Here is a 22272-nt window from a genome sequence, read left to right as displayed (position 1 = left end):
ACATGATCCTGTCAAAACTAGACCGGTATATCATCAAAAAATTTCTGGGAACTTTTGTTTTCATGCTTTGCCTTTTGATGTCTATCAGTATTGTTTTTGATATCTCTGAAAAACTGAATGAGTTCATTGCAAATGATGCACCCTGGGATGAAATTATTGGTGTGTATTATGCGAATTTTTTCATCTTTTACGGAGTACAGTTTAGCTATATGCTCAATTTTATTTCTGTCATCTGGTTCACTTCTAAAATGGCCGGAAACACTGAAATTGTACCTATTCTAAGCGCAGGTGTTGGTTTTAATAGATTCATGCGGCCGTACATTATTGCCTCAGTTCTATTAATGCTTTGGTCTATTCTCATGTATAATTATGTATTACCTGAATCAAATAAAAAAAGAATTTTATTTGAAGAAATGTACTACCGTCAAAAAACAAGCAAACAAAATGAACACATTCAATTGAGTGACAATGAAATTGTATATTTCAGTCAGTATGACGGTGAAAAATTTGAAGTCAAGAATTTGGTATATGAAAACTGGCGAGGTGATTCACTGGCATACACGTTAAATGCAACGCAAGCTAATGGTGATAGCACCTCCAATAAATGGCGTTTGATTAATTATGAAATTCGCGTTTTCGGTGATTTTAATGATCAGGTAATCAGACGGCCGGTTTGTGATACAACCTTGAGTTTTAGAGTTACTGATCTTGCTTTCAGAGCAAACGTTATTGAAGCCATGAATAATGCAGAACTTTCAGAATTTATAGAAGCGCAAGAGAAAAAAGGTTCTGACAGCATTCCCGTTTACCTCATTGAAAAACATAAACGATGGGCATCTCCGTTTGCAATTATCATTCTCACCATTATCGGAGTTTCTGTTTCAAGTAAAAAATCTCGCGGAGGTTTAGGTCTCAATCTAGCAATTGGTTTAGCTATTTGCGTATTGTACATTTTCTCTATGCAAATGACCACCGTTGCTGCCATCAATGTCGGTTTCACGCCCGGTCTGGCTGTGTGGTTGCCCAATATCATTTTTGCAGGAATAGCACTTTTACTCTACCGCATTGCACCTAAATAATTTTTATGTTCGACACAAAAACAAATGCCATGATCAACACTAAATTAACAGTTGAAGAAATTAATGCCCAACGGAAAAATACATTAATTGAATTGCTGGGTATTGAAGTAACAGAAATTGGTGAAGATTATATTGTTGGTACTATGCCGGTTGATCATCGCACACACCAACCTGCCGGATTGTTGCATGGTGGGGCAAGTGCTGCAATGATTGAAAGTATTGGATCATTAGGATCATCTTTTATTGTTGACAGAGATAAATATGGAATTGTAGGAATTGAAATCAATGCCAACCATGTTCGTGGTGTAAAATCAGGCATTGTCACCGCACATCTTCAAATTGTACACTGCGGAAAAAGTACACATATATGGCAAGGTACCCTCACCGATGAAGAAGGAAATTTAGTTTGTACCGGAAGATTGACGGTGTTAGTTGTTGCAAAAAACAGATCATGAAAAAAGCCTTTTTTGCATATCGGCTGCCGGGTGAAAAAAAAGCAGTTTTTCTCCAAGGTGATATTCAATTCAGATCAGATTACCAATTTAGTGGTAACCCCACCATTATCATTCATTCCTTTTCTAGTGATCAACAGTTGACATTGGAAAATATAGAAAAAATCAGTGAACAAGATTTTATTGTGCATGATGATCAATCAGCAAATCATTACCATATCACGTCTAGTTCAGAATATGTCACACAGTTTGCAAACATCATGCAAGCAATTCAGCAAAACAAAATCAGGAAAGCGGTACTTTCCAGAATAAAAAAAATGCCTCTCACAAAAAAGGTAACTGAAATTTTTTCGGCATTGAATGACACCTATCCCAATACCTGGAATTATATTTTTTCATCAGCCCAACATGGTACTTGGTTAGGCGCCAGTCCTGAACTTTTGCTCAACATAAATGATCGTGAAATTGAAACAGTTTCACTTGCAGGCACCAAATCAATTCATAGCAACCAAATCTGGACAGAAAAAGAATTTGAAGAACAACAAGTGGTGACAGATTTTATCAAAGACGTACTAATCAAAAATCAGATTGAACAAATAGAAATTTCAACCAGGCAAACAATTCAAGCCGGACCGGTTGAACATCTCAAAACCATACTTACCGGAAAAATTAATACACAAAATCAAATTACATCACTTTTGCGTGATCTTCATCCAACCCCCGCCACGTGTGGACTACCAAAGTTGACAGCATTAGAATTAATTCAAAACACAGAGCTGCATGACCGTGAATTCTATACAGGCTTCATTGGAATTTTGGGCAATACATCATCCACGTTTTTTATCAATTTACGATGCATGAAAATTTCTCAGCAGCACGCATTTCTTTTTGTCGGTGGTGGCATTACAGCACAATCCAACGCAGAGAGTGAGTGGAATGAAACAGAAAAAAAAGCAGAGACGTTGAGTAGGTTTTTGTAGATTATTGTAAAACAAAAAACGCACCCCAAGGTGCGTTCTTCTCTAAATAAATTTGAAATTTTTTCCAGGATAATACGCCATGCTTCCCAACTCTTCTTCAATTCTGAGTAGTTGATTATATTTCGCAATCCGATCACTGCGTGAAGCAGAACCGGTTTTAATTTGTCCGGTATTTAACGCCACTGCCAAATCAGCAATGGTGCTGTCTTCTGTTTCTCCACTTCTATGACTCATTACTGAGGTGTACGAATTCCGTGTTGCCAAATTTACCGCTTCAATAGTTTCTGTCAATGATCCAATCTGATTAACTTTTACCAGAATTGCATTGGCAGTTTGCGTAGAAATTCCCTGAGCAAGTCTTTGTGAATTGGTCACAAATAAATCATCACCCACTAATTGTACTTTTTCTCCAAGCGCTTTGGTCAGTTTTTTCCATCCATCCCAATCATCTTCAGCTAAACCATCTTCAATTGATATGATTGGATATTTTTTAGTCCAGTCCTTCCAAAATGAAACCATTTCTTCTGAACTTCTTTTTTCACCGGTTGATTCAAAAACATATTTTCCGTTTTTGTAAAACTCAGATGAAGCTGCGTCTAGAGCAATATAAACATCTTCTCCTGGTTTGTATCCCGCCTTTTCAATAGCTTCAAGCACTACCTCAATAGCTTCTTCATTTGAGCCAAGGTTTGGTGCAAATCCACCTTCATCTCCAACATTAGTACTGTGTCCTTTTTTCTTCAATACTCCTTTTAACGTATGAAAAATTTCAGTACCCATTTGTAATCCATGACTAAATGTTTCGGCACCAAAAGGCATTACCATGAATTCTTGTATATCAATTTTATTATCAGCATGTGAACCGCCATTTAAAATATTCATCATAGGTACCGGCAGAGTAACTGCTCCAACTCCACCAACATAGCGATACAAAGGCATTCCACATTCAGCAGCACCAGCGCGCGCAACTGCAAGCGACACACCCAGAATAGCATTTGCGCCTAGTTTAGCTTTGTTTGCAGTGCCATCTAAACTTTGCATATAATTATCCAATGCTGCTTGCTCAAATACTGACTGGCCAACTAATGCTTCTTGCAAAACAGTGTTCACGTTATTTACCGCGTTGAGTACGCCTTTACCCATGTACACTTTTTTGTCGTTGTCACGCAACTCAACAGCTTCATGTATCCCGGTAGATGCACCTGATGGTACAGCAGCTCGTCCAAATGATCCGTTGTTGGTAAACACGTCAACTTCAAGCGTCGGATTTCCTCTTGAATCTAAAATCTGACGCGCTTGTATTCTTGCAATTATACTCATGTGATTATTTTTTTACAATTAATTTTTCGGCTCCTTCAGCTTTTTGAAAAGCAGACATATTGGTGATAAATTGATCAAACAGATAACGTGAATCATGTGGCCCGGCACTGGCTTCAGGGTGATACTGAACTGAAAATACCTTTTTACTTTTTAATCTGATTCCCGCAACGGTGTCGTCGTTCAAATGAACATGTGTTAATTCAATGTCTGAATTTTGAGCAATTGATTCTCGGGTAACCATGAATCCGTGATTCTGTGAAGTGATTTCTCCTTTACCTGTTTGCAAATTTTTTATCGGATGATTTATTCCACGATGTCCATTGTGCATCTTGGCCGTTTTTAATCCCTGACTCAAGGCGAGTAATTGATGACCCAAACAAATTCCAAAAATTGGAATGTTTGAATTCACCATGTCTGCAATATTCATAATAACTTCAGGCATGGCAGATGGATCTCCGGGACCGTTAGACAACATGATTCCGTGTGGGTTGAACTCTACTATTTCCTGTAGTTTGGTATTCATTGGAAATACTTTCACGTAACAATTTCTTTCTGTCAGACAGCGCACAATATTTCTCTTCACACCAAAATCAAGCAGAGCCACTCTGAACTTTGCTTGTTCATCACCACTTTTATATGGTTTTTTTACAGATACAAAAGATGAAAGTTCAAGCCCATCCATAGATGGTACTTTTTTTAACTCGGCCATCAATTTATCCACATCTTGCTCCACTGAAGAAATGATGGCATTCATTGCTCCCTTGTGACGAATATGTCTGACAAGCGCACGTGTATCAATATCTGAAATACCAACAACTTCATCACGTTCCATATAATCTTGTAAAGACATATTTGCAGATGCACGAGAAAACGAAGCAGAGAATTTTTTTGTAACCAAACCGGCAATTTTCATGCTGTCTGATTCTATTTCATCCGGATGCACACCGTAATTTCCAATGTGTGCTGTTGTCATCACCAATATTTGCTTGTAATAAGATGGATCTGTGAAAACTTCCTGATAACCGGTCATTCCGGTATTGAATGCAATTTCACCGGTAGTAACACCGATTTTACCAATTGCTTTGCCTCTGAAAACTGTTCCGTCTGCAAGTAACAGTACCGCCGGATTATTATCCATGTGAACCAAGATTTTGAACCGGAAAACAAAGTTAATGGTTTCTTACTGCCATTAATTCAATTGTTCATAAATGGTACGCTTTTTTTAACAAGATTATAAGTTATGATAATAAAAAAAAGGGACATCACCAAGTGACATCCCTTTGTACGATGAATGAGTAATTCCTACTCTTCAGATTTCTTTTTCTTTGGAGCTGCTTTTTTTGCTTTAGGAGCTTCTTCAGCTTTTGTTTCATCAGTTGAAGTTTCTTCAGCACTTGCCTCTGCTGTATCAGCCGTTTTGCCTCCGCGGCGTGAGCGACGTGTTACTTTTTTAGGCGCAGCTTCTGATCCATATACTACATTGAAATCAACAAGTTCAATCAGACACATTTCAGCATTATCACCAATTCTGTATCCTGTGCGAATAATTCTGGTGTATCCTCCAGGACGTTGTGCAACTTTAGGTGCAACTTCTCTGAACAATTCACTAACCGCTTCTTTATTGCCTAAGTAGCTGAATACAATCCGGCGTGAATGAGTTGAATCTGTTTTTGATTTTGTGATCAAAGGTTCAACATAACCTTTCAATGCCTTCGCTTTTGCAACCGTAGTGTTTATGCGCTTATGCTCAATTAGCGAGCATGCCATATTTGATAACATCGCCTTGCGGTGAGAAGACTGACGTCCCAAATGGTTGACTTTTTTCCCGTGTCTCATTGCTGTAAAATAATATTCTCAGTTATTCTTTATCTAATTTATATTTAGAAACATTCATACCAAACGCCAGACCTTTTGCTTCAACTAGGTCTTCAAGTTCAGTCAATGATTTCTTTCCAAAATTTCTGAATTTCAAAAGATCATTTTTATTGTATGATACTAAATCACCTAAAGTTTCTACGTCAGCTGCTTTCAGGCAATTCAATGCTCTCACTGATAAATCCATATCTACCAGTTTTGTTTTCAAAAGCTGACGCATGTGAAGTGATGTCTCATCAAATTCTTCAGTCTCTGATTTAACTTCAGTATCCAAAGTAATACGCTCATCTGAGAATAGCATGAAGTGATGAATCAGAATTTTTGCAGCCTCTTGCAAAGCATCTTTTGGTGTAATTGATCCGTCGGTTTGAATATCAAAAATCAATTTTTCGTAATCCGTTTTTTGCTCAACACGATAGTTTTCTACAGTGTATTTTACATTTTTAATCGGAGTAAAAATTGAATCAGTATAAATGGTTCCAATCGGTGCATTTCCTCCTTTATTTTCTTCAGCAGGAACATAACCACGACCTTTTACAATTTCAACTTCCATGTTCAATTTTACTTTCGGTTCCATGGTGCAAATAACCAAATCAGGATTTAATACCTGAAATGCGGTTGTGTATTTACCAATATCGCCAGCAGTAAGCTTATCTTGTCCGCTAATTGAAACAATCACTTTTTCAGTGTCTGTTCCATCAATTTGTTGTTTGAAACGAACTTGTTTCAAGTTCAAAATCATTTCAGTGACATCATCAACTACTCCTTTGATTGTAGAAAATTCGTGACTTACGCCTTCAATTTTCACTGAACAAATTGCGTAACCCTCCAAAGAAGAAAGTAAAATTCTTCTTAATGCATTACCAACTGTTACACCATACCCCGGTTCAAGAGGTCTGAATTCGAACTGACCACGAAAATCGTCAGATTCGATCATGATTACTTTGTCCGGTTTTTGAAATTCTAAAATTGCCATGTTTTATCTTCGTTTTAATTGTACCCGGGTTGCGCGACCTGCCCGACTGAAGATACATCGGGAAAATCCTTTAGCCTGGGGCCAATGATTAATATGCTCGTTAATTCTTATTTAGAGTACAACTCTACAATCAGTTGCTCCTTAATGTTTTCAGGAATCATATCACGAGCAGGAACACTGATGAATTTTCCACTCATGTTTGATTGATTCCAATCTAACCAATCAAATTTTTTGCTTGTAACCCCTAATGAATTTGTAATTGATTCAAGTGATTTTGATTTTTCACGCACCGCAATTACATCGCCAACTTTCAACGAGAACGAAGGAACGTTAACCACTTCTCCATTCACAGTGATGTGTCTGTGCGTTACCAATTGTCTTGCCCCTCTGCGAGTTGTAGACAAACCAAGACGATAAACAGTATTGTCAAGGCGAGCTTCACAAAGTGCTAGTAAATTTTCACCTGTGATACCTTTCATGCGTGATGCACGGTTGAATAAGTTTTCAAACTGACGCTCCAAAATACCATAGGTGTATTTTGCTTTTTGTTTCTCTTGCAACTGAACCGCATATTCGCTTTGTTTACCACGACGTTTGTTAGGTCCATGTTGTCCCGGAGGATAATTTTTTCTTTCGTACGCCTTATCAGGACCAAAAATCGGGTCTCTGAATCTTCTTGCTATCTTTGAAGTAGGGCCGGTATATCTTGCCATTGCCTGATGTTTTTTCTTCTGTTAATAAAATTATACTCTTCTCTTTTTCGGAGGTCTGCATCCGTTGTGAGGCATTGGAGTAACGTCAACTATTTCCATTACTTCAATTCCTGAATTTGAAATTGACCGAATCGCAGATTCTCTTCCAGATCCAGGGCCTTTCACAAATACCTTCACTTTGCGCAATCCGTTCTCATAAGCTTCTTTAGAGCACTCTTCAGCCGCAACTTGTGCAGCATACGGAGTGTTTTTCTTAGAACCTCTGAAGCCCATTTTTCCTGCAGATGACCAAGAAATAACTTCTCCTGATGCATTTGTCAGAGACACAATCACATTATTGAAGGTTGACTGAATATGAGCTTGTCCAACAGCGTCAATTCTAACATTCTTCTTCTTTACTTTGCCAACTTTTGCCATAATTCAGTGGATGTTATTTAGTTACTTTTTTCTTGTTAGCCACAGTTTTTCTCTTTCCTTTACGGGTACGAGAGTTGTTTTTTGTGTGTTGACCTCTGAGCGGTAATCCTGCTCTGTGACGAACTCCACGATAACAACCAATATCCATTAGACGTTTGATATTCAATTGAACTTCAGAACGCAACGCACCCTCAACTTTGATCTCGGCTACCTTAGCACGAATCTTTTGAGTTTGCTCGTCATTCCACTCGCCAACTTTGATATCTTCACTTACATTGCAATCACTTAAAATACGTGTTGCAGTGCTTTTACCTATACCGTAAACATACTGAAGGCCTACTACGCCTCTTTTGTTTTTTGGTAAATCTATTCCAGCAATTCTCGCCATAGCTATACTATATTCTTATCCTTGTCTTTGTTTAAATTTTGGGTTCTTTTTGTTGATCACGTAAACAACCCCATTACGTTTAACAATCTTGCAGTCTGCAGACCGTTTTTTTACAGAAGCTTTAACTTTCATCTCTTTTATTATTTGTATCTGTATGTTATTCTCCCCTTTGTTAAATCATAAGGAGACATCTCCAACTTCACTTTATCACCGGGAAGAATTTTGATGTAGTGCATCCTCATTTTTCCCGATATATGAGCAGTTATAATGTGCCCGTTTTGTAACTCAACCCGAAACATTGCGTTTGACAATGCTTCTACTATTGTTCCATCCAACTCAATTGACGACTGTTTAGCCATACTATGCAATTCCAGTCATTTCATTTGTAGCCCTTCTGCCTCGTATCTTTCCTCCTTCCATCAATCCATCATAGTGACGGTTCAATAGATAAGTTTCTATTTGTTGTAACGTATCTAACACTACACCTACCATAATCAACATAGATGTTCCACCCATGAACATGGCAAAGGCATCATTTATTCCAAATAACATGGCAAATGCTGGTATAATTGCAATTGCAGCTAGGAATAACGATCCAGGAAGTGTGATGCGAGATAAAATATTATCAATAAATAATGCAGTATCAGAACCTGGTTTAACACCCGGAATAAATCCTCCGTTACGTTTCAAATCATCTGCAATTTGTTTTGGATTAATGGTTATGGCTGTGTAGAAGTACGTAAAAATCACGATCAGTAAACCAAAAATGAAATTATACCAAAATCCTCTGTAATCTGCCAATGCCATTAATACCACGTTTGTTGTCTCAGGATTTATCATGGTAGGAATAGTCATGATCGCTTGAGCAAAAATGATTGGCATTACCCCTGAAGCGTTCACTTTAAGAGGAATGTAGCTTCTAGTACCTGCGTCAGTTGCTGCACCTTTGGCGCCAACCACACGTTTTGCATAATTAATCTGTACTCGTCTCACACCTTGTACAATCAACACTGTGACCATAATAATTGCGAAGAAAACAAGCAATTCAACAATAAACATGAAGATTGAACCACTTCCCTGACTACGAATTTCAAACTCAGAAATAATTGCGGCAGGGAATCTCGCCAAGATACCAACTGTGATCAACAATGAAACGCCGTTACCAATTCCTTTGTCAGTTATTCTTTCACCTAACCACATGGCAAACATGGTTCCGGCAACTAAGAGCATTATACAAGAAATCCACCACATCATATCAGGATCAGCCACACCATTTTTTCCGATAACATACATTTGCAGATAACTTGGTGCCTGAAATGCGCAGATTGCTATAGTTAAAACTCTTGTATAGCTATTAATTTTTCTACGACCGCTCTCACCCTCTTTCTGAATTTTCTGAACAACAGGTACTGCCATCGCAAGTAATTGCATGATAATGGAAGCAGAAATGTATGGCATGATACCCAGTGCCATAATTGACGCCTTGCTAAAGGCTCCTCCCGCAAATAAATCCAAGAGACCAACCAATCCAGTAGAAGCACCTCCGGCACCTAAGGCGCCCTGATCAACACCCGGTAAAATGATAAAAGAACCCAAACGATACACTAGAATTACCCCGAGTGTAAAAGTTATTCTGGTTCTAAGTTCATCAACTTTCCAGATATTTTTTAATGTGTCAATAAATTTTTTCATTCACTTAAAGCGGGATTATGCGCCAATGATTTCAACTGTGCCACCTGCTGCCTCTACTCCAGATTTTGCTGTTGCAGAAAATGCATGTGCTGTTACTTTTAGTTTGGCTTTCAATTCACCTCTACCCAAAATTTTAATATTGTCATGTTTTGAAGCAAGACCGCGCTCAATCAAAACGGCTGGATTTACTTCAGTTAAATTTGCCGTTTCAGCTAATTTTTGCAGTGTATCCAAGTTGATTCCTTTATACTCAACGCGATTAATATTTTTAAAACCAAATTTAGGAAGACGACGTTGCAACGGCATTTGTCCACCTTCAAATCCGATTTTACTTTTATATCCAGAGCGAGCTTTTGCTCCTTTGTGTCCACGAGTTGATGTTCCACCGTGACCAGAACCTTCACCGCGTCCAATTCTCTTTCTGTTTTTTACCGATCCTTCTGCCGGTTTTAGACTATGCAAATTCATCTTTATTGAGTCTTACTAAATTATTTCACTTCAATTACCAGGTGAGAAACTTTTTTAATCATCCCCAAAATCTGAGGAGTAGCTTCTTTTTCAACAACCTGATTTAGTTTGCTGAACCCAAGCGCTTTGATTGTCCTTTTCTGATCAATCGGTTTATTGATTGCGCTTCTTACTTGTTTTATTTTTATGGTTGCCATCTTAAAATGAGATTAACCGTTAAATACTTTTTCCATTGAAACACCGCGATCACGAGCAATAGATACTGCGTCTCTCATTCTACCTAGAGCATCAATAGTTGCTTTCACCACGTTATGAGGGTTTGATGAACCTTGAGATTTAGCAAGGATATCTTTCACACCGGCACTTTCCAGCACGGCACGCATAGCACCACCAGCTATCACACCAGTACCATGAGATGCAGGTTTAAGAAAAACGCGCGCACCAGAAAATTTACCATGTTGTTCGTGAGGAACAGTTCCATTGATAACAGGCACTCTGATCAAGTTTTTCTTTGCATCATCAACACCTTTCGAAATTGCATCCACAACCTCTTTGGCTTTACCAAGACCATGACCAACGATTCCGTTTTCATTTCCAACAACTACAATTGCTGAAAAACTGAAAGTACGACCTCCTTTAGTTACCTTGGTCACACGATTAAGCGCAACAAGTCTGTCTTTTAACTCAATATCGGCAGCTCTAACTATATTCATTTTTTTTCAGTATTAAAATTTTAATCCTCCTTCACGAGCTCCGTCAGCAAGAGCCTTCACCCGACCATGGTATTGATATCCGTTGCGGTCAAAAACAACTGAACTTACACCAGCTTTCACTGCTTTTTCAGCGAGTTCGCGTCCAATGACAGCGGCTTGTTCAGATTTATTTTTTCCATCAACCGATTGGTTCTTGTATGATGAACAAGCAACCAGAGTCACTCCTTTTTCATCATCAATGATTTGTGCATAAATCTCTTTGTTAGACCTGAAGACACTTAGTCTTGGTTGCTCAGCAGTTCCGAAAATGTTTTTGCGGATTCTGCGTTTGATTTTTGCTCTTTTTTCAACTTTACTTAAAGCCATAACACATTTTATTTCGCAGCTGATTTACCAGCTTTTCTTCTAATGAATTCATCTGAGTACCTGATTCCTTTTCCTTTGTAAGGCTCAGGTTTTCTGAATGATCTGATTTTTGCAGCAACTTGTCCAAGCAACTGTTTGTCATACGACTCAAGTGTTACTATTGGAGGCATCCCCTTTTCAGTTACCGCAGATACTTTTACTTCTTTAGGAATTTCAAATGAAATACTGTGAGAATATCCAACAGACATTTCAAGGATTTGTCCTTTGGCCGCAGCACGATAACCTACCCCATGAAATTCAAGTTTTTTTGTAAATCCTTCAGAAACACCATCAATCATATTTTTAACGAGCGCTCTGTAAAGACCGTGTTTCGAACGAATTTCTTTGTCCTCTGAATTTCTTTTGAAAACCAATTCAGTGCCATTATTCTCAATTTTAATAGCGCTGTCAATCTCCTGTTTTAATTCACCTTTTGGTCCTTTTACGGTTATTGCTGTATCAGTAATTTTTACATCAACTCCCTTTGCAATTTGAACCGGCGCATTTCCTATACGTGACATAGTATTGTCTTAGTTACTCATTAATATACGTAGCAGATTAATTCTCCGCCAACCCCTTGTTGTCTTGCCTCTTTGTCCGAAATCACTCCTTTGGAAGTTGAAATAATAGCAATTCCCAAACCGTTGAGTACGCGAGGCAATTCAGCCGATCCGCAATATTTTCTCAAACCAGGAGTACTAACTCTCTCAATTTTCCGGATTGCCGGTACATTATTGGCATATTTCAGTGCAATTTTAATCACACCTTGTTTTCCATCTTCAACTACTTTATGACCTAAGATATAGCCTTTGTCTTCAAGGATTCGAGCTATTTCTTTTTTCATATTAGAGCAAGGTATTTCTACCACTTTATGTCCTGCCATTTGCGCATTTCTTATGCGCGTCAGGAAATCTGCTATTGGATCTGTATTCATTGCTACAATTGTTTCTTTCTTTATTACCAGCTTGCTTTTGTTACTCCCGGGATTTTACCCACAAGCGCCATTTCACGGAAAGTAACCCGGGAAATTCCAAATTGACGGATATATCCACGTGGTCTGCCTGTTAACTGGCAACGGTTGTGAATTCTAATTTTCATAGAATTTTTTGGCAATTTCTGAAGCGCCAGCATGGCATCCCAGTCACCGGTAGCGGCAGCTTTCCGCAATTCATTTCTCTTTTTTTCATAGCGAGCAGCAAGCTTGGTTCTTTTGCGCTCTCTCGCTTTCATTGATTCTTTTGCCATGCTATTAATTTTTTACAAATGGGAATCCGAAACCAGTTAATAATGCTTTTGCCTCCTCATCATTATCTGCAGAGGTTACAAAGGTGATGTCCATACCAAAGATTTTGTTCACTTTGTCAATATCAATTTCAGGGAAGATGATATGCTCTTTAATCCCCATATTGAAATTTCCATTTCCGTCAAAACCTTTCGCGTTTACACCGCGAAAATCCCTTGTTCTTGGCAGCGCAATATTGATAAGTCTGTCAAGGAACTCATACATTTTATCTCCGCGCAGCGTAACCTTAACTCCTACGGGCATTCCTTTACGAAGCTTAAAGTTTGAAATATCTTTCTTCGAGTTCATTGCAATTGCAGCTTGACCACAAATACTAGACATATCTTTAATCGCAGATTCGATCAATTTTTTATCAGAAATGGCATCGCCCAATCCCTGGCTCAGCACAATTTTCTGAAGCTTAGGTATTCTCATTGCGGATTTAAACCCGAATTGTTTCTGAAGATCTTTAGCGATCTCAGCAGAATACTTTGCTTTAAGTCTTGGTGTATAGCTCATATTATTTAACTACCTCCCCATTCTTTTTAAGAAATCTAACTGACTTTCCATTGCTGTCTTTTTTTCTTCCGACTTTAGACGCAACCCCTCCAACAACCAGCATCACATTTGAAATGTGAATTCCGGCTTCTTTTTCAATTATTCCACCCTGAGGGTTGGCAGCATTAGGTTTCTGGTGTTTTTTAACAACGTTTACTCCTTCAACAATGACACGATTTTTAACTCGGTCAATAGAAAGGATTTTACCTTCACTTCCGCGTGACTCACCGCTGATTACTTTTACGGTATCGCCTACTTTTATATTCAACTTTTGCATGTCTCTCCGTTATTAATAATTAGAGTACTTCAGGGGCAAGAGAAATTACCTTCATGTATTGTTTATCTCTCAACTCACGAGCTACAGGTCCAAAAATACGAGTACCTCTCATTTCACCAGCCTCATTCAACAATACCACCGCGTTATCATCAAAGCGGATATATGAACCATCCGGACGACGAACTTCTTTTTTAGTGCGTACTACGACAGCTTTGGTTACCTGTCCTTTTTTCACGTTACCTGAAGGAAGCGCATCTTTCACGCTCACCACAATTTTATCACCAACTGATGCATAACGTCTACCGGTACCACCAAGCACTCTTATACAAAGTACGTCTTTGGCACCGCTGTTATCAGCGACAGTTAATCTACTTTCCTGCTGAATCATTGTTCTTAATTATTTAGCTCTTTCAACAATTTCTACTAATCTCCAGCACTTGTTTTTGCTAAGTGGTCTGGTTTCCATTATGCGCACGGTATCTCCCGGATTGCATTCATTTTTTTCATCGTGGGCGACAAATTTAGTCGTTTTTTTTACGAATTTCCCGTATTTTGGGTGTTTTACCTTTCTTTCAACCGAAACAACGATAGACTTTTCCATCTTGTTACTAGTCACAACCCCGATTCTTTCTTTTCTGATATTTCTTTTAGTTTCCATCACAGATATCTTATTTTATACTGTTATGCTTTTTTAGCTCTACTGGTTAATTCAGTTTTAAGCCGTGCGATATCTTTGCGATTCGACCGAATCTGAAGTGGATTTTCCAACTTCGTTACTGAATGTGATAGAACCATTTTATCCTGCATCGCAGTGAGTTCATCCAGTTTATCTTTGATGTCGTTGTCAGACATTCCTTTTATCTCTTTTGCTTTCATCTCCTCTATTATTGTTCAGCTGAATAATCACTTCTTACAACAAATTTGCAGCGCAATGGCAGTTTTTGGGCAGCTAATCTCATTGCCTCTTTTGCAGTTTCAACAGACACTCCGTCAGCTTCGAAAAGAATGCGTCCTGGTTGAATAACAGCTACCCAATGACTAGGAGCACCTTTACCTTTACCCATACGAACCTCAGCCGGTTTCATAGTGATAGGTTTATCAGGAAAAATTCTGATCCAAACTTGACCTTCTCTCTTCATGAAACGTGTAAGCGCTACACGAGAAGCTTCGATTTGGCGCGCAGTTAACCAGCCGGCGTCCATTGACTTAAGAGCGAATGATCCAAAGGCTATATTGCTTCCGCGGTGTGCAATACCACGGTTTCTGCCTTTCTGTACTCTTCTGAATTTTGATCTTTTAGGTTGTAACATGACGGTACTCCTTTATCTTATTAACTTTTCTTTCTTGCTGTAATTTTTCCTTTTGCTTTCGGAGCAGCAGCGTTTGTTTCAGCTCCGGCACGTTTTTGAGTTAAACCAATGTTTGGGGTCAGATCACGTTTACCGTAAACTTCACCTTTGCAAATCCAGGTTTTAATTCCAATTCTACCATAGGTTGTATGAGCTTCACCCACAGCGTAGTCAATGTCAGCGCGGAAAGTATGGAGAGGAGTTCTTCCTTCTTTGTACATTTCAACGCGAGCCATCTCAGCGCCATTCAAACGACCACTGATTTTAACTTTGATTCCTTCAGCGCCCATTCTCATGGTAGAAGCAATAGCCATTTTAATTGCACGTCGGAACGAAACACGACCTTCAATTTGACGAGCAATACTATCAGCCACTAATTGTGCATCAAGTTCAGGACGTTTAATTTCAAAAATGTTAATCTGAACTTCTTTCCCAGTGATTTTTTTCAACTCCTCTTTCAGTTTGTCAACTTCTTTTCCTCCTTTTCCGATGATTACACCAGGGCGAGCTGTATTGATAGTAACTGTAACAACTTTAATGGTACGTTCAATAATAATTTTAGAGATGCTAGCCTTGTTGAGACGCTCCATCAGGTATTCCCTAATTTTATAGTCTTCAACAATTTTAGAAGAATAATCTTTACCTCCAAACCAGTTTGATTCCCATCCGTGGATGAATCCTAACCTATTCCCTATTGGATTTGCTTTTTGTCCCATTGGTCAACTTATTTTTTACTATCAACAATTAATGTTGTATGGTTCGATCTTTTTCTGATTCTATGCGCACGTCCTTGCGGAGCTGCAGAAATTCTCTTCAGCATGCCGGCGTGATCAACTTTCACCTCAGCTACTACCAAAGTTTCGTTCTCAATACTTTTGTCTTGATTTTTTTGTTCCCAGTTTGCAATAGCCGAGCGCAACAATTTTTCAAGACGACCAGCAGCTTCTTTAGCGTTGTGCTGTAAAATATTCAGTGCTTTGTTCACTTCAACACCACGTACAAGATCTGCCACCAGTCTCATTTTTCTTGCAGAAATCGGACAATTATTAAGGCGGGCAATAGCAGTTCTGCTTTTTACCTCTTTGAGTTTATCCGCCATTTCTTTTTTTCTAGCTCCCATTTTTATAAAAATTTAGCTATAAATTATTTCTTTTTCTTATTACCTGCGTGACCACGGAAGGTTCTAGTAGGTGCAAATTCACCAAGCTTATGCCCTACCATATTTTCAGTCACATAAACCGGTATGAACTTATTACCGTTGTGCACGGCAAAAGTAAATCCAACAAATTCAGGGATGATTGTTGACGAGCGTGACCATGTTTTAATCACTGCTTTTTTGTCATTACCCTGAGCCTCATCAACTCTTTTCACTAATTTGTAGTGAACGAAAGGAGGTTTTTTTAACGATCTGCTCATACCAAATTATTTCTTTCTTCTTTCAATAATGTATTTATTCGAGTATTTCACGCGGGATCTTGTCTTGTATCCTTTAGCAGGAATACCTTTACGAGATCTAGGATGTCCACCAGAGGCGCGACCTTCACCTCCACCCATTGGGTGATCAACAGGGTTCATAACAACACCTCTAACACGAGGTCTTCTACCTTCCCATCTTGATTTACCGGCCTTACCATATTCAACCAACATGTGTTCACCATTAGATACTATACCCACAGTTGCCATACATGTAGTAAGAATCATACGAGTTTCGCCTGAAGGCAATTTAATAACTGCGTAGTTTCCTTCTCTTGCGGCAAGCTGAGCCGAAGTACCTGCTGATCTGGCAAGAGCAGCTCCTCTGCCTGGTTTTAACTCAATATTGTGAATTACAGTACCCAATGGAATCTCACCAAGAAAAAGAGTATTTCCAATTTCAGGTGCAACACCTTTACCAGATACGATTACATCTCCAACTTTTAATCCTTCCGGTGCTATGATGTATCTTTTTTCACCATCTGCATAAGCGAGGAGAGCAATGTTTGCCGTACGATTTGGATCATACTCAACTGTTTTCACAGTAGCAGGAATACCAGCTTTGTCTCTTTTAAAGTCAATAATGCGATATTGCTTTTTATGTCCACCCCCGATTTGGCGCATGGTCATTTTTCCCGTATTGTTACGGCCGCCTGAACGTTTTTTAGTAGTCACTAAAGACTTCTCAGGAGCTACTTTTGAAAGCCCTGAAAAATCCCGCGCAATTTTGTGACGCTGGCTTGGGGTGATAGGTTTTAATTTTCTAACTGCCATTTTATTAATTGCTTAGATATTATCGTACAAATTGATTGTTTCTCCCTCAACAACAGAAACCACGGCTTTTTTCCACACCGGATTTGGTTGTTCAGAAACTCCTTTAGAGGTATATTTTTTCTTTGGTTTACCTCCACCATAAGTTAATGTACGCACACCTTTAACGTGAACATTGTACATTTTCTCAACGGCTTTTTTAATCTCAATTTTATTCGCATTGAGCGATACTTCAAATGCAAAGCGATTTTTAACCTCGCTATCATTTGTCGCCTTCTCTGTCAAAATTGGTTTTATAATGATGTTGCTCATGACTATCTGTTCATTAGTTCAAAATAGATTCGATTTTTCCTACTGCATCTTCAACAATCACCAATTTATTGGCATTGAGAATTTCGTATGTATTCAAACTATCTGCAGTAATCACATTTGCTCCTTGAATATTGCGTGAAGAAAGGAACACATTTTTATTTTCTGCAGGTAAAACGAAAAGTACCTTGTCAAACGCAAGATTCATATCAGTTAAAACCTTCATGAAATCTTTAGTTTTAATTGCCTTTAGATCAATATTATTCAACACGATAATATTGTTTTCTTTCGCTTTATATGAAAGAGCAGATTTGCGAGCAAGACGTTTTACCTTGTGATTCAGTTTAATCTCATAATTTCTTGGATGTGGACCAAATACGCGACCACCGCCTCTGAATTCAGGATTTTTGATGCTACCAGCTCTGGCACCACCAGTCCCTTTTTGTTTTTTCAATTTACGAGTAGACCCTGTGATTTCACCACGTTCTTTTGAATCGTGAGTTCCTTGTCTTTTATTCGCAAGATGTTGCTTAACGTCCAAATAAATCGCATGATCGTTAGGTTCAATTGCGTAGATAGAATCAACTAATGACACTGTCTTAGCTGTCTCTTTTCCTTTTATATCAACTACTTTAACGTCCATGTTATTTCTGAATTAGAACAAAAGCTCCATTATGTCCAGGAATAGATCCTTTCACCAAAATGATATTCTTGTCAGTTAATACTTTTACTATTTGCAGGTTTGGCATTTTAACACGGCCATTACCTGTTTGTCCACCCATTCTCATTCCGGGAAATACTCTAGAAGGGTATGAACATGCACCAATAGAACCAGGTGCTCTGAGACGGTTATGTTGACCGTGGGTAGCTTCACCCACACCACCAAAACCATGACGTTTAACTACACCTTGAAAACCTTTACCTTTTGTTGTTCCGATTACATCAACATAATCACCTTCTGCAAAGAAAGAGGAGTTCACAACATCACCTAGGTTCAGATTATCAAAACCTTTAAACTCGGCAAGTTTTTGTTTTGGTGTTGTTTTAGCTTTTTCAAAATGACCTTTCAGTCCGCTTGGCGTATTTTTTACGCGTTTTTCTCCGAAACCTAGTTGGACAGCATTGTATCCATCTTTTTCGACGGTTTTCACTTGTGTCACAACACAAGGACCAGCTTCAATCAACGTGCATGGTGTTGCCTTACCCTCGGCACTGTAGATGCTAGTCATCCCGATTTTTTTTCCAATAATTCCTGGCATACTTTCTATCTATTAAACTTTAATTTCTACGTTCACTCCACTTGGCAGTTCAAGTTTCATCAGGGCGTCAACCGTTTTTGATGAAGAACTGTAAATGTCGATCAGTCTTTTATACGCGCACAACTGGAATTGCTCACGTGCTTTTTTATTTACGTGTGGTGATCTCAACACGGTATAAATACGTTTGTGTGTAGGCAGTGGAATAGGACCACTCACAACAGCACCAGTTGCCTTAACGGCTTTCACAATTTTCTCAGCAGATTTATCTACTAAATTGTGGTCGTAAGACTGAAGTTTTATTCTGATCTTCTGGCTCATTGTTAATATTATTAAGCTTCAATTTTTCCTTTAACTTTTGCAATCACATCATCCGCGATGTTTTTAGGACAAGGCATGTAGTGAGAGAATTCCATAGTTGATGTAGCACGGCCTGATGAAAGAGTACGTAAGGTTGTTACATATCCAAACATCTCAGAAAGCGGAACTTCAGCACGAATAACTTTTGCTCCTAATCTGTCATCCATTCCGGTCATTTGACCACGACGACGGTTTAAGTCAGCCACGATATCACCCATATTTTCTTCAGGAGTAACCACTTCAACTTTCATGATAGGCTCCAACAATTCAGGTTTTGCAAGTTTCAATGCTGCTCTATACGCCATGCGCGCGCAGATCTCAAATGAAAGAGAATCTGAATCCACATCGTGATATGAACCATCATTCAACTCAACTTTAAGACTATCTACTGGAAATCCTGCAAGAACACCATTTTTCATGGATTCTTTAAATCCTTTTTCTACAGGAGCAACGAATTCGCGAGGAATATTACCTCCTTTGATATTATTGATGAATTCAAGACCAACTTTTTCAGCGTTGTCTTGAGGCATCACTTTTACAACGATGTCAGCGAATTTACCACGACCACCAGTTTGTTTTTTATACACTTCACGATGCTCAACGGCAGCAGTGACGCGTTCTTTGTATGCTACTTGTGGAGCACCTTCATTTACCTCAACTTTGAATTCGCGTTTCAGGCGGTCAACCAAAATTTCAAGGTGCAACTCACCCATTCCAGAAATAATAGTCTGACCAGAATCTTCATTGGTAGATACTTTAAAGGTTGGATCCTCTTCAGCCAATTTACTTAAAGCAAGACCTAATTTATCAACGTCAGCCTGAGTTTTAGGCTCAATAGCGATACCAATAACCGGATCAGGGAAATCCATTGATTCAAGAACTATAGGATTTTTCTCATCACACAAAGTATCTCCGGTTCTGATATCTTTAAATCCAACGCCAGCAGCAATATCACCTGCCTCAACAAATTCAATTGGATTTTGTTTATTAGCGTGCATTTGGAAAAGACGTGAAATACGTTCTTTGTTCTCAGTTCTTGTATTGTAAACGTATGAACCTGCATCAACTTTACCAGAGTACATTCTGAAGAAACACAATCTTCCAACAAATGGGTCAGTAGCGATTTTAAATGCAAGCGCAGCCATTGGTTCATCTGGATTAGGATTGCGTTTTACAGTTTCATCCGTATCAGGATTAATGCCCTCAACGGCTCCTTTATCATAAGGAGATGGAAGGTAAGACATCACAGCATCCAGCATAGTCTGAACACCTTTATTTTTGAAAGCTGATCCGCATAATACTGGTTGCACTGTCATATTGATAGTTGCCTTACGGATAGCCGACATAATCTCTTCACGAGTGATTGATTCCGGATTCTCGAAGAATTTTTCCATCAATGCTTCATCAGATTCAGCAACTGATTCAATCAATTTATCTCTCCACTCCTGGGCTTCAGCCAACATATCAGCGGGAACATCAATCACCTCATACGTCATTCCTTTATCAGCCTCATTCCAGATAATACCTTTCATATCCAGAAGATCGATCACTCCTTTAAAAGTTTCTTCAACACCAATAGGAATTTGAAGAGGCACCGGATTACCACCGAGACGATTTTTTACTTCGTTTATGCAGCGGAAAAAATCAGCACCTGCGCGATCCATTTTATTGACAAAACACAAACGCGGAACACCGTATTTATTCGCTTGTCTCCAAACAGTTTCAGATTGCGGTTCAACGCCTGATGCAGCGCAGATAAGAGCAACCGCACCATCAAGAACACGCAAAGAACGTTCAACTTCAACAGTGAAGTCAACGTGACCAGGAGTATCGATAATGTTAATACGATATTCTTTTGTATTAGCTACTTTTTGTCCTTGTACGGTTGGATAATTCCAAAAACAAGTAGTTGCAGCAGAAGTGATGGTGATACCTCTTTCCTGCTCTTGCACCATCCAGTCCATGGTTGCTGCACCCTCATGCACCTCACCAATTTTGTGGCTGATACCTGTATAATAAAGGATACGCTCTGTAGTTGTTGTTTTACCAGCATCTACGTGAGCCATGATTCCAATATTCCTTGTATATGATAAATCTCTTTTAGCCATGACGAATTAGAATTTGAAGTGCGAGAACGCTTTGTTAGCTTCCGCCATTTTATGCATGTCTTCTTTTTTCTTGAAAGCAGCGCCTTCCTCTTTAGAAGCGGCGATAATTTCAGAAGCAAGTTTAGATGCCATGGTTTTCTCGTTCCGTTTACGAGAGAAAGTGATAAGCCATTTCATAGCTAAAGACTGTCTGCGCGCATCTCTAACAGGAGAAGGGATTTGGAAGGTAGCACCACCAACACGACGAGATCTAACCTCAACGTTAGGAGAAACATTTTCCATTGCTTTTTTCCAAATGTCCAATGGGCTTTCATTTTCTACTTTAGTCCCAACGATATCCATTGCTTCGTAGAAAATTTTAAACGCAGTACTTTTTTTACCGTGAAGCATCATGCTGTTCACGAACTTTGTTACCACCACCTCTTTAAATTTAGGATCAGGTAAAATAGAGTGCTTTTTTGCTTGTCTTCTTCTCATGACTAATAGAGCTTATGCTTTTTTTGCTTTAGGGCGTTTAGCCCCGTATTTTGATCTTCTTTGTAATCTTCCTTCAACACCGGCAGTATCAAGCGCACCACGAACGATGTGGTAACGAACACCAGGAAGATCTTTCACCCTTCCACCTCTCACCAACACGATTGAGTGTTCTTGTAAGTTGTGTCCTTCACCCCCAATGTAAGCGTTGACCTCTTTTTTATTGGTTAATCTTACCCTTGCAACTTTTCTCATTGCTGAGTTTGGTTTTTTTGGAGTGGTTGTGTACACACGCACGCAAACACCTCTTTTTTGAGGGCAAGAATCTAGAGCGGCAGATTTACTTTTATAAACCGGTGCTGTTCTTCCTTTTCTTACTAACTGCTGAATGGTTGGCATAGTAACTATTGCTTGTTTTTTCTAATGTTTTCGTATAAAATCGACCCAATGTTCGCAAAAAATGGGAGCGCAAAGGTATATAGTTTTTTTAATAAACCAACACTTGTTTAAAATTAATTTGAGATTTTTCGGGACTTTCTGGATGAATAAGCGAAAGTTTATAATAGTCAAACTGATT

Annotated in this window: 37 protein-coding genes; 3 read left to right on the top strand and 34 right to left on the bottom strand. The window is 38.8% G+C overall.

All coding sequences use genetic code 11. From position 1 onward, the window contains the following. The first annotated feature begins 2 nt into the window (after nt 1-2). The 3 genes from IPH66_03725 to IPH66_03715 are packed head-to-tail and all read left to right on the top strand — an operon-like array spanning nt 3 to nt 2511. The gene (locus IPH66_03725) at nt 3-1079 is read left to right on the top strand and encodes an LptF/LptG family permease (GenBank protein ID MBK7128461.1); all 1077 of its coding nucleotides are present in this window, start codon (nt 3-5) and stop codon (nt 1077-1079) included. Nucleotides 1080-1108: 29 nt separating this feature from the next. Next, the gene (locus IPH66_03720) at nt 1109-1534 is read left to right on the top strand and encodes a hotdog fold thioesterase (protein MBK7128460.1); all 426 of its coding nucleotides are present in this window, start codon (nt 1109-1111) and stop codon (nt 1532-1534) included. Further along, nucleotides 1531-2511, top strand: a complete 981-nt coding sequence (locus IPH66_03715; protein MBK7128459.1) for a chorismate-binding protein — start codon at nt 1531-1533, stop codon at nt 2509-2511. Before IPH66_03720 ends, IPH66_03715 begins: the two co-directional genes overlap by 4 nt. Before the next feature lie 42 nt (nt 2512-2553). On the opposite strand, the gene eno is transcribed toward IPH66_03715, so the two are convergent. The 34 genes from eno to IPH66_03545 all read right to left on the bottom strand — a co-directional run bounded on the left by eno (nt 2554) and on the right by IPH66_03545 (nt 22094). Next, nucleotides 2554-3831, bottom strand: coding sequence for a phosphopyruvate hydratase (gene eno, locus IPH66_03710; protein ID MBK7128458.1), 1278 nt, complete (start codon nt 3829-3831; stop codon nt 2554-2556). A gap of 4 nt (nt 3832-3835) precedes the next feature. Continuing rightward, complete coding sequence (gene carA / locus IPH66_03705; protein ID MBK7128457.1) at nt 3836-4969, bottom strand: glutamine-hydrolyzing carbamoyl-phosphate synthase small subunit; 1134 nt, start codon at nt 4967-4969, stop codon at nt 3836-3838. 164 nt (nt 4970-5133) lie between these two features. Further along, nucleotides 5134-5667: a 50S ribosomal protein L17 gene (gene rplQ / locus IPH66_03700; GenBank protein MBK7128456.1), complete on the bottom strand. Its 534-nt coding sequence runs from the start codon at nt 5665-5667 to the stop codon at nt 5134-5136. Nucleotides 5668-5689: 22 nt separating this feature from the next. Continuing rightward, on the bottom strand, nt 5690-6682 hold the full coding sequence (locus tag IPH66_03695) for a DNA-directed RNA polymerase subunit alpha (protein MBK7128455.1): 993 nt from the start codon (nt 6680-6682) through the stop codon (nt 5690-5692). Nucleotides 6683-6789: 107 nt separating this feature from the next. Further along, nucleotides 6790-7395, bottom strand: a complete 606-nt coding sequence (gene rpsD / locus IPH66_03690) for a 30S ribosomal protein S4 (GenBank protein MBK7128454.1) — start codon at nt 7393-7395, stop codon at nt 6790-6792. 30 nt (nt 7396-7425) lie between these two features. Next, complete coding sequence (gene rpsK / locus IPH66_03685) at nt 7426-7812, bottom strand: 30S ribosomal protein S11 (protein MBK7128453.1); 387 nt, start codon at nt 7810-7812, stop codon at nt 7426-7428. Nucleotides 7813-7825: 13 nt separating this feature from the next. Further along, entirely contained in the window at nt 7826-8200 is a 375-nt protein-coding gene (gene rpsM, locus IPH66_03680) for a 30S ribosomal protein S13 (GenBank protein ID MBK7128452.1), read from the bottom strand. Nucleotides 8201-8215: 15 nt separating this feature from the next. Beyond that, on the bottom strand, nt 8216-8332 hold the full coding sequence (gene rpmJ / locus IPH66_03675; protein MBK7128451.1) for a 50S ribosomal protein L36: 117 nt from the start codon (nt 8330-8332) through the stop codon (nt 8216-8218). An 8-nt stretch (nt 8333-8340) separates the two neighbouring features. Then, nucleotides 8341-8559 carry a translation initiation factor IF-1 gene (gene infA, locus IPH66_03670; protein ID MBK7128450.1) on the bottom strand — a complete coding sequence of 73 codons (219 nt, stop codon included), beginning with the start codon at nt 8557-8559 and terminating at the stop codon, nt 8341-8343. Nucleotide 8560: 1 nt separating this feature from the next. Further along, nucleotides 8561-9892, bottom strand: coding sequence for a preprotein translocase subunit SecY (gene secY, locus IPH66_03665; GenBank protein MBK7128449.1), 1332 nt, complete (start codon nt 9890-9892; stop codon nt 8561-8563). A 15-nt stretch (nt 9893-9907) separates the two neighbouring features. Continuing rightward, nucleotides 9908-10360, bottom strand: a complete 453-nt coding sequence (gene rplO / locus IPH66_03660; GenBank protein ID MBK7128448.1) for a 50S ribosomal protein L15 — start codon at nt 10358-10360, stop codon at nt 9908-9910. Nucleotides 10361-10380: 20 nt separating this feature from the next. Then, nucleotides 10381-10557 (bottom strand): 50S ribosomal protein L30, encoded by a 177-nt coding sequence (gene rpmD / locus IPH66_03655; protein ID MBK7128447.1) that lies wholly within the window; start codon nt 10555-10557, stop codon nt 10381-10383. Between the two features lie 12 nt (nt 10558-10569). After that, nucleotides 10570-11073 carry a 30S ribosomal protein S5 gene (gene rpsE / locus IPH66_03650; protein MBK7128446.1) on the bottom strand — a complete coding sequence of 168 codons (504 nt, stop codon included), beginning with the start codon at nt 11071-11073 and terminating at the stop codon, nt 10570-10572. A gap of 12 nt (nt 11074-11085) precedes the next feature. Then, the gene (locus IPH66_03645) at nt 11086-11439 is read right to left on the bottom strand and encodes a 50S ribosomal protein L18 (protein MBK7128445.1); all 354 of its coding nucleotides are present in this window, start codon (nt 11437-11439) and stop codon (nt 11086-11088) included. Nucleotides 11440-11447: 8 nt separating this feature from the next. Next, nucleotides 11448-11999 (bottom strand): 50S ribosomal protein L6, encoded by a 552-nt coding sequence (rplF, locus tag IPH66_03640; GenBank protein MBK7128444.1) that lies wholly within the window; start codon nt 11997-11999, stop codon nt 11448-11450. A 20-nt stretch (nt 12000-12019) separates the two neighbouring features. Beyond that, entirely contained in the window at nt 12020-12412 is a 393-nt protein-coding gene (gene rpsH / locus IPH66_03635; protein ID MBK7128443.1) for a 30S ribosomal protein S8, read from the bottom strand. A 23-nt stretch (nt 12413-12435) separates the two neighbouring features. Next, entirely contained in the window at nt 12436-12723 is a 288-nt protein-coding gene (gene rpsN, locus IPH66_03630) for a 30S ribosomal protein S14 (GenBank protein ID MBK7128442.1), read from the bottom strand. Nucleotides 12724-12727: 4 nt separating this feature from the next. Continuing rightward, nucleotides 12728-13279 (bottom strand): 50S ribosomal protein L5, encoded by a 552-nt coding sequence (gene rplE / locus IPH66_03625; GenBank protein MBK7128441.1) that lies wholly within the window; start codon nt 13277-13279, stop codon nt 12728-12730. A gap of 1 nt (nt 13280) precedes the next feature. After that, entirely contained in the window at nt 13281-13586 is a 306-nt protein-coding gene (gene rplX / locus IPH66_03620) for a 50S ribosomal protein L24 (GenBank protein MBK7128440.1), read from the bottom strand. Between the two features lie 28 nt (nt 13587-13614). Continuing rightward, nucleotides 13615-13983 (bottom strand): 50S ribosomal protein L14, encoded by a 369-nt coding sequence (gene rplN / locus IPH66_03615; protein MBK7128439.1) that lies wholly within the window; start codon nt 13981-13983, stop codon nt 13615-13617. A 9-nt stretch (nt 13984-13992) separates the two neighbouring features. Then, entirely contained in the window at nt 13993-14253 is a 261-nt protein-coding gene (gene rpsQ, locus IPH66_03610) for a 30S ribosomal protein S17 (protein MBK7128438.1), read from the bottom strand. Nucleotides 14254-14276: 23 nt separating this feature from the next. Next, a complete protein-coding gene (rpmC, locus tag IPH66_03605) occupies nt 14277-14471 on the bottom strand; it encodes a 50S ribosomal protein L29 (protein MBK7128437.1) in 195 nt (64 codons plus the stop codon). An 8-nt stretch (nt 14472-14479) separates the two neighbouring features. Beyond that, complete coding sequence (gene rplP / locus IPH66_03600) at nt 14480-14905, bottom strand: 50S ribosomal protein L16 (GenBank protein MBK7128436.1); 426 nt, start codon at nt 14903-14905, stop codon at nt 14480-14482. A 20-nt stretch (nt 14906-14925) separates the two neighbouring features. Further along, nucleotides 14926-15660 (bottom strand): 30S ribosomal protein S3, encoded by a 735-nt coding sequence (rpsC, locus tag IPH66_03595; protein MBK7128435.1) that lies wholly within the window; start codon nt 15658-15660, stop codon nt 14926-14928. An 8-nt stretch (nt 15661-15668) separates the two neighbouring features. Further along, the gene (gene rplV, locus IPH66_03590) at nt 15669-16064 is read right to left on the bottom strand and encodes a 50S ribosomal protein L22 (protein ID MBK7128434.1); all 396 of its coding nucleotides are present in this window, start codon (nt 16062-16064) and stop codon (nt 15669-15671) included. 23 nt (nt 16065-16087) lie between these two features. Then, complete coding sequence (gene rpsS / locus IPH66_03585; protein ID MBK7128433.1) at nt 16088-16360, bottom strand: 30S ribosomal protein S19; 273 nt, start codon at nt 16358-16360, stop codon at nt 16088-16090. A gap of 6 nt (nt 16361-16366) precedes the next feature. Next, nucleotides 16367-17191 (bottom strand): 50S ribosomal protein L2, encoded by an 825-nt coding sequence (gene rplB, locus IPH66_03580; GenBank protein ID MBK7128432.1) that lies wholly within the window; start codon nt 17189-17191, stop codon nt 16367-16369. Nucleotides 17192-17203: 12 nt separating this feature from the next. Further along, on the bottom strand, nt 17204-17500 hold the full coding sequence (rplW, locus tag IPH66_03575) for a 50S ribosomal protein L23 (GenBank protein MBK7128431.1): 297 nt from the start codon (nt 17498-17500) through the stop codon (nt 17204-17206). 13 nt (nt 17501-17513) lie between these two features. After that, nucleotides 17514-18140 carry a 50S ribosomal protein L4 gene (rplD, locus tag IPH66_03570; protein MBK7128430.1) on the bottom strand — a complete coding sequence of 209 codons (627 nt, stop codon included), beginning with the start codon at nt 18138-18140 and terminating at the stop codon, nt 17514-17516. A gap of 1 nt (nt 18141) precedes the next feature. Continuing rightward, nucleotides 18142-18756, bottom strand: coding sequence for a 50S ribosomal protein L3 (gene rplC, locus IPH66_03565; protein ID MBK7128429.1), 615 nt, complete (start codon nt 18754-18756; stop codon nt 18142-18144). Between the two features lie 12 nt (nt 18757-18768). Continuing rightward, nucleotides 18769-19074 carry a 30S ribosomal protein S10 gene (rpsJ, locus tag IPH66_03560; protein ID MBK7128428.1) on the bottom strand — a complete coding sequence of 102 codons (306 nt, stop codon included), beginning with the start codon at nt 19072-19074 and terminating at the stop codon, nt 18769-18771. Nucleotides 19075-19085: 11 nt separating this feature from the next. Next, on the bottom strand, nt 19086-21221 hold the full coding sequence (gene fusA / locus IPH66_03555; GenBank protein MBK7128427.1) for an elongation factor G: 2136 nt from the start codon (nt 21219-21221) through the stop codon (nt 19086-19088). A gap of 6 nt (nt 21222-21227) precedes the next feature. Next, complete coding sequence (gene rpsG / locus IPH66_03550) at nt 21228-21698, bottom strand: 30S ribosomal protein S7 (GenBank protein ID MBK7128426.1); 471 nt, start codon at nt 21696-21698, stop codon at nt 21228-21230. Nucleotides 21699-21710: 12 nt separating this feature from the next. Beyond that, nucleotides 21711-22094, bottom strand: a complete 384-nt coding sequence (locus IPH66_03545) for a 30S ribosomal protein S12 (GenBank protein ID MBK7128425.1) — start codon at nt 22092-22094, stop codon at nt 21711-21713. Nucleotides 22095-22272: the final 178 nt, after the last annotated feature.

Source organism: Crocinitomicaceae bacterium (assembly GCA_016708105.1).
GTDB lineage: Bacteria > Bacteroidota > Bacteroidia > Flavobacteriales_D > Crocinitomicaceae > JADJGJ01.
This window is presented reverse-complemented; position numbering and strand designations above follow the sequence as displayed.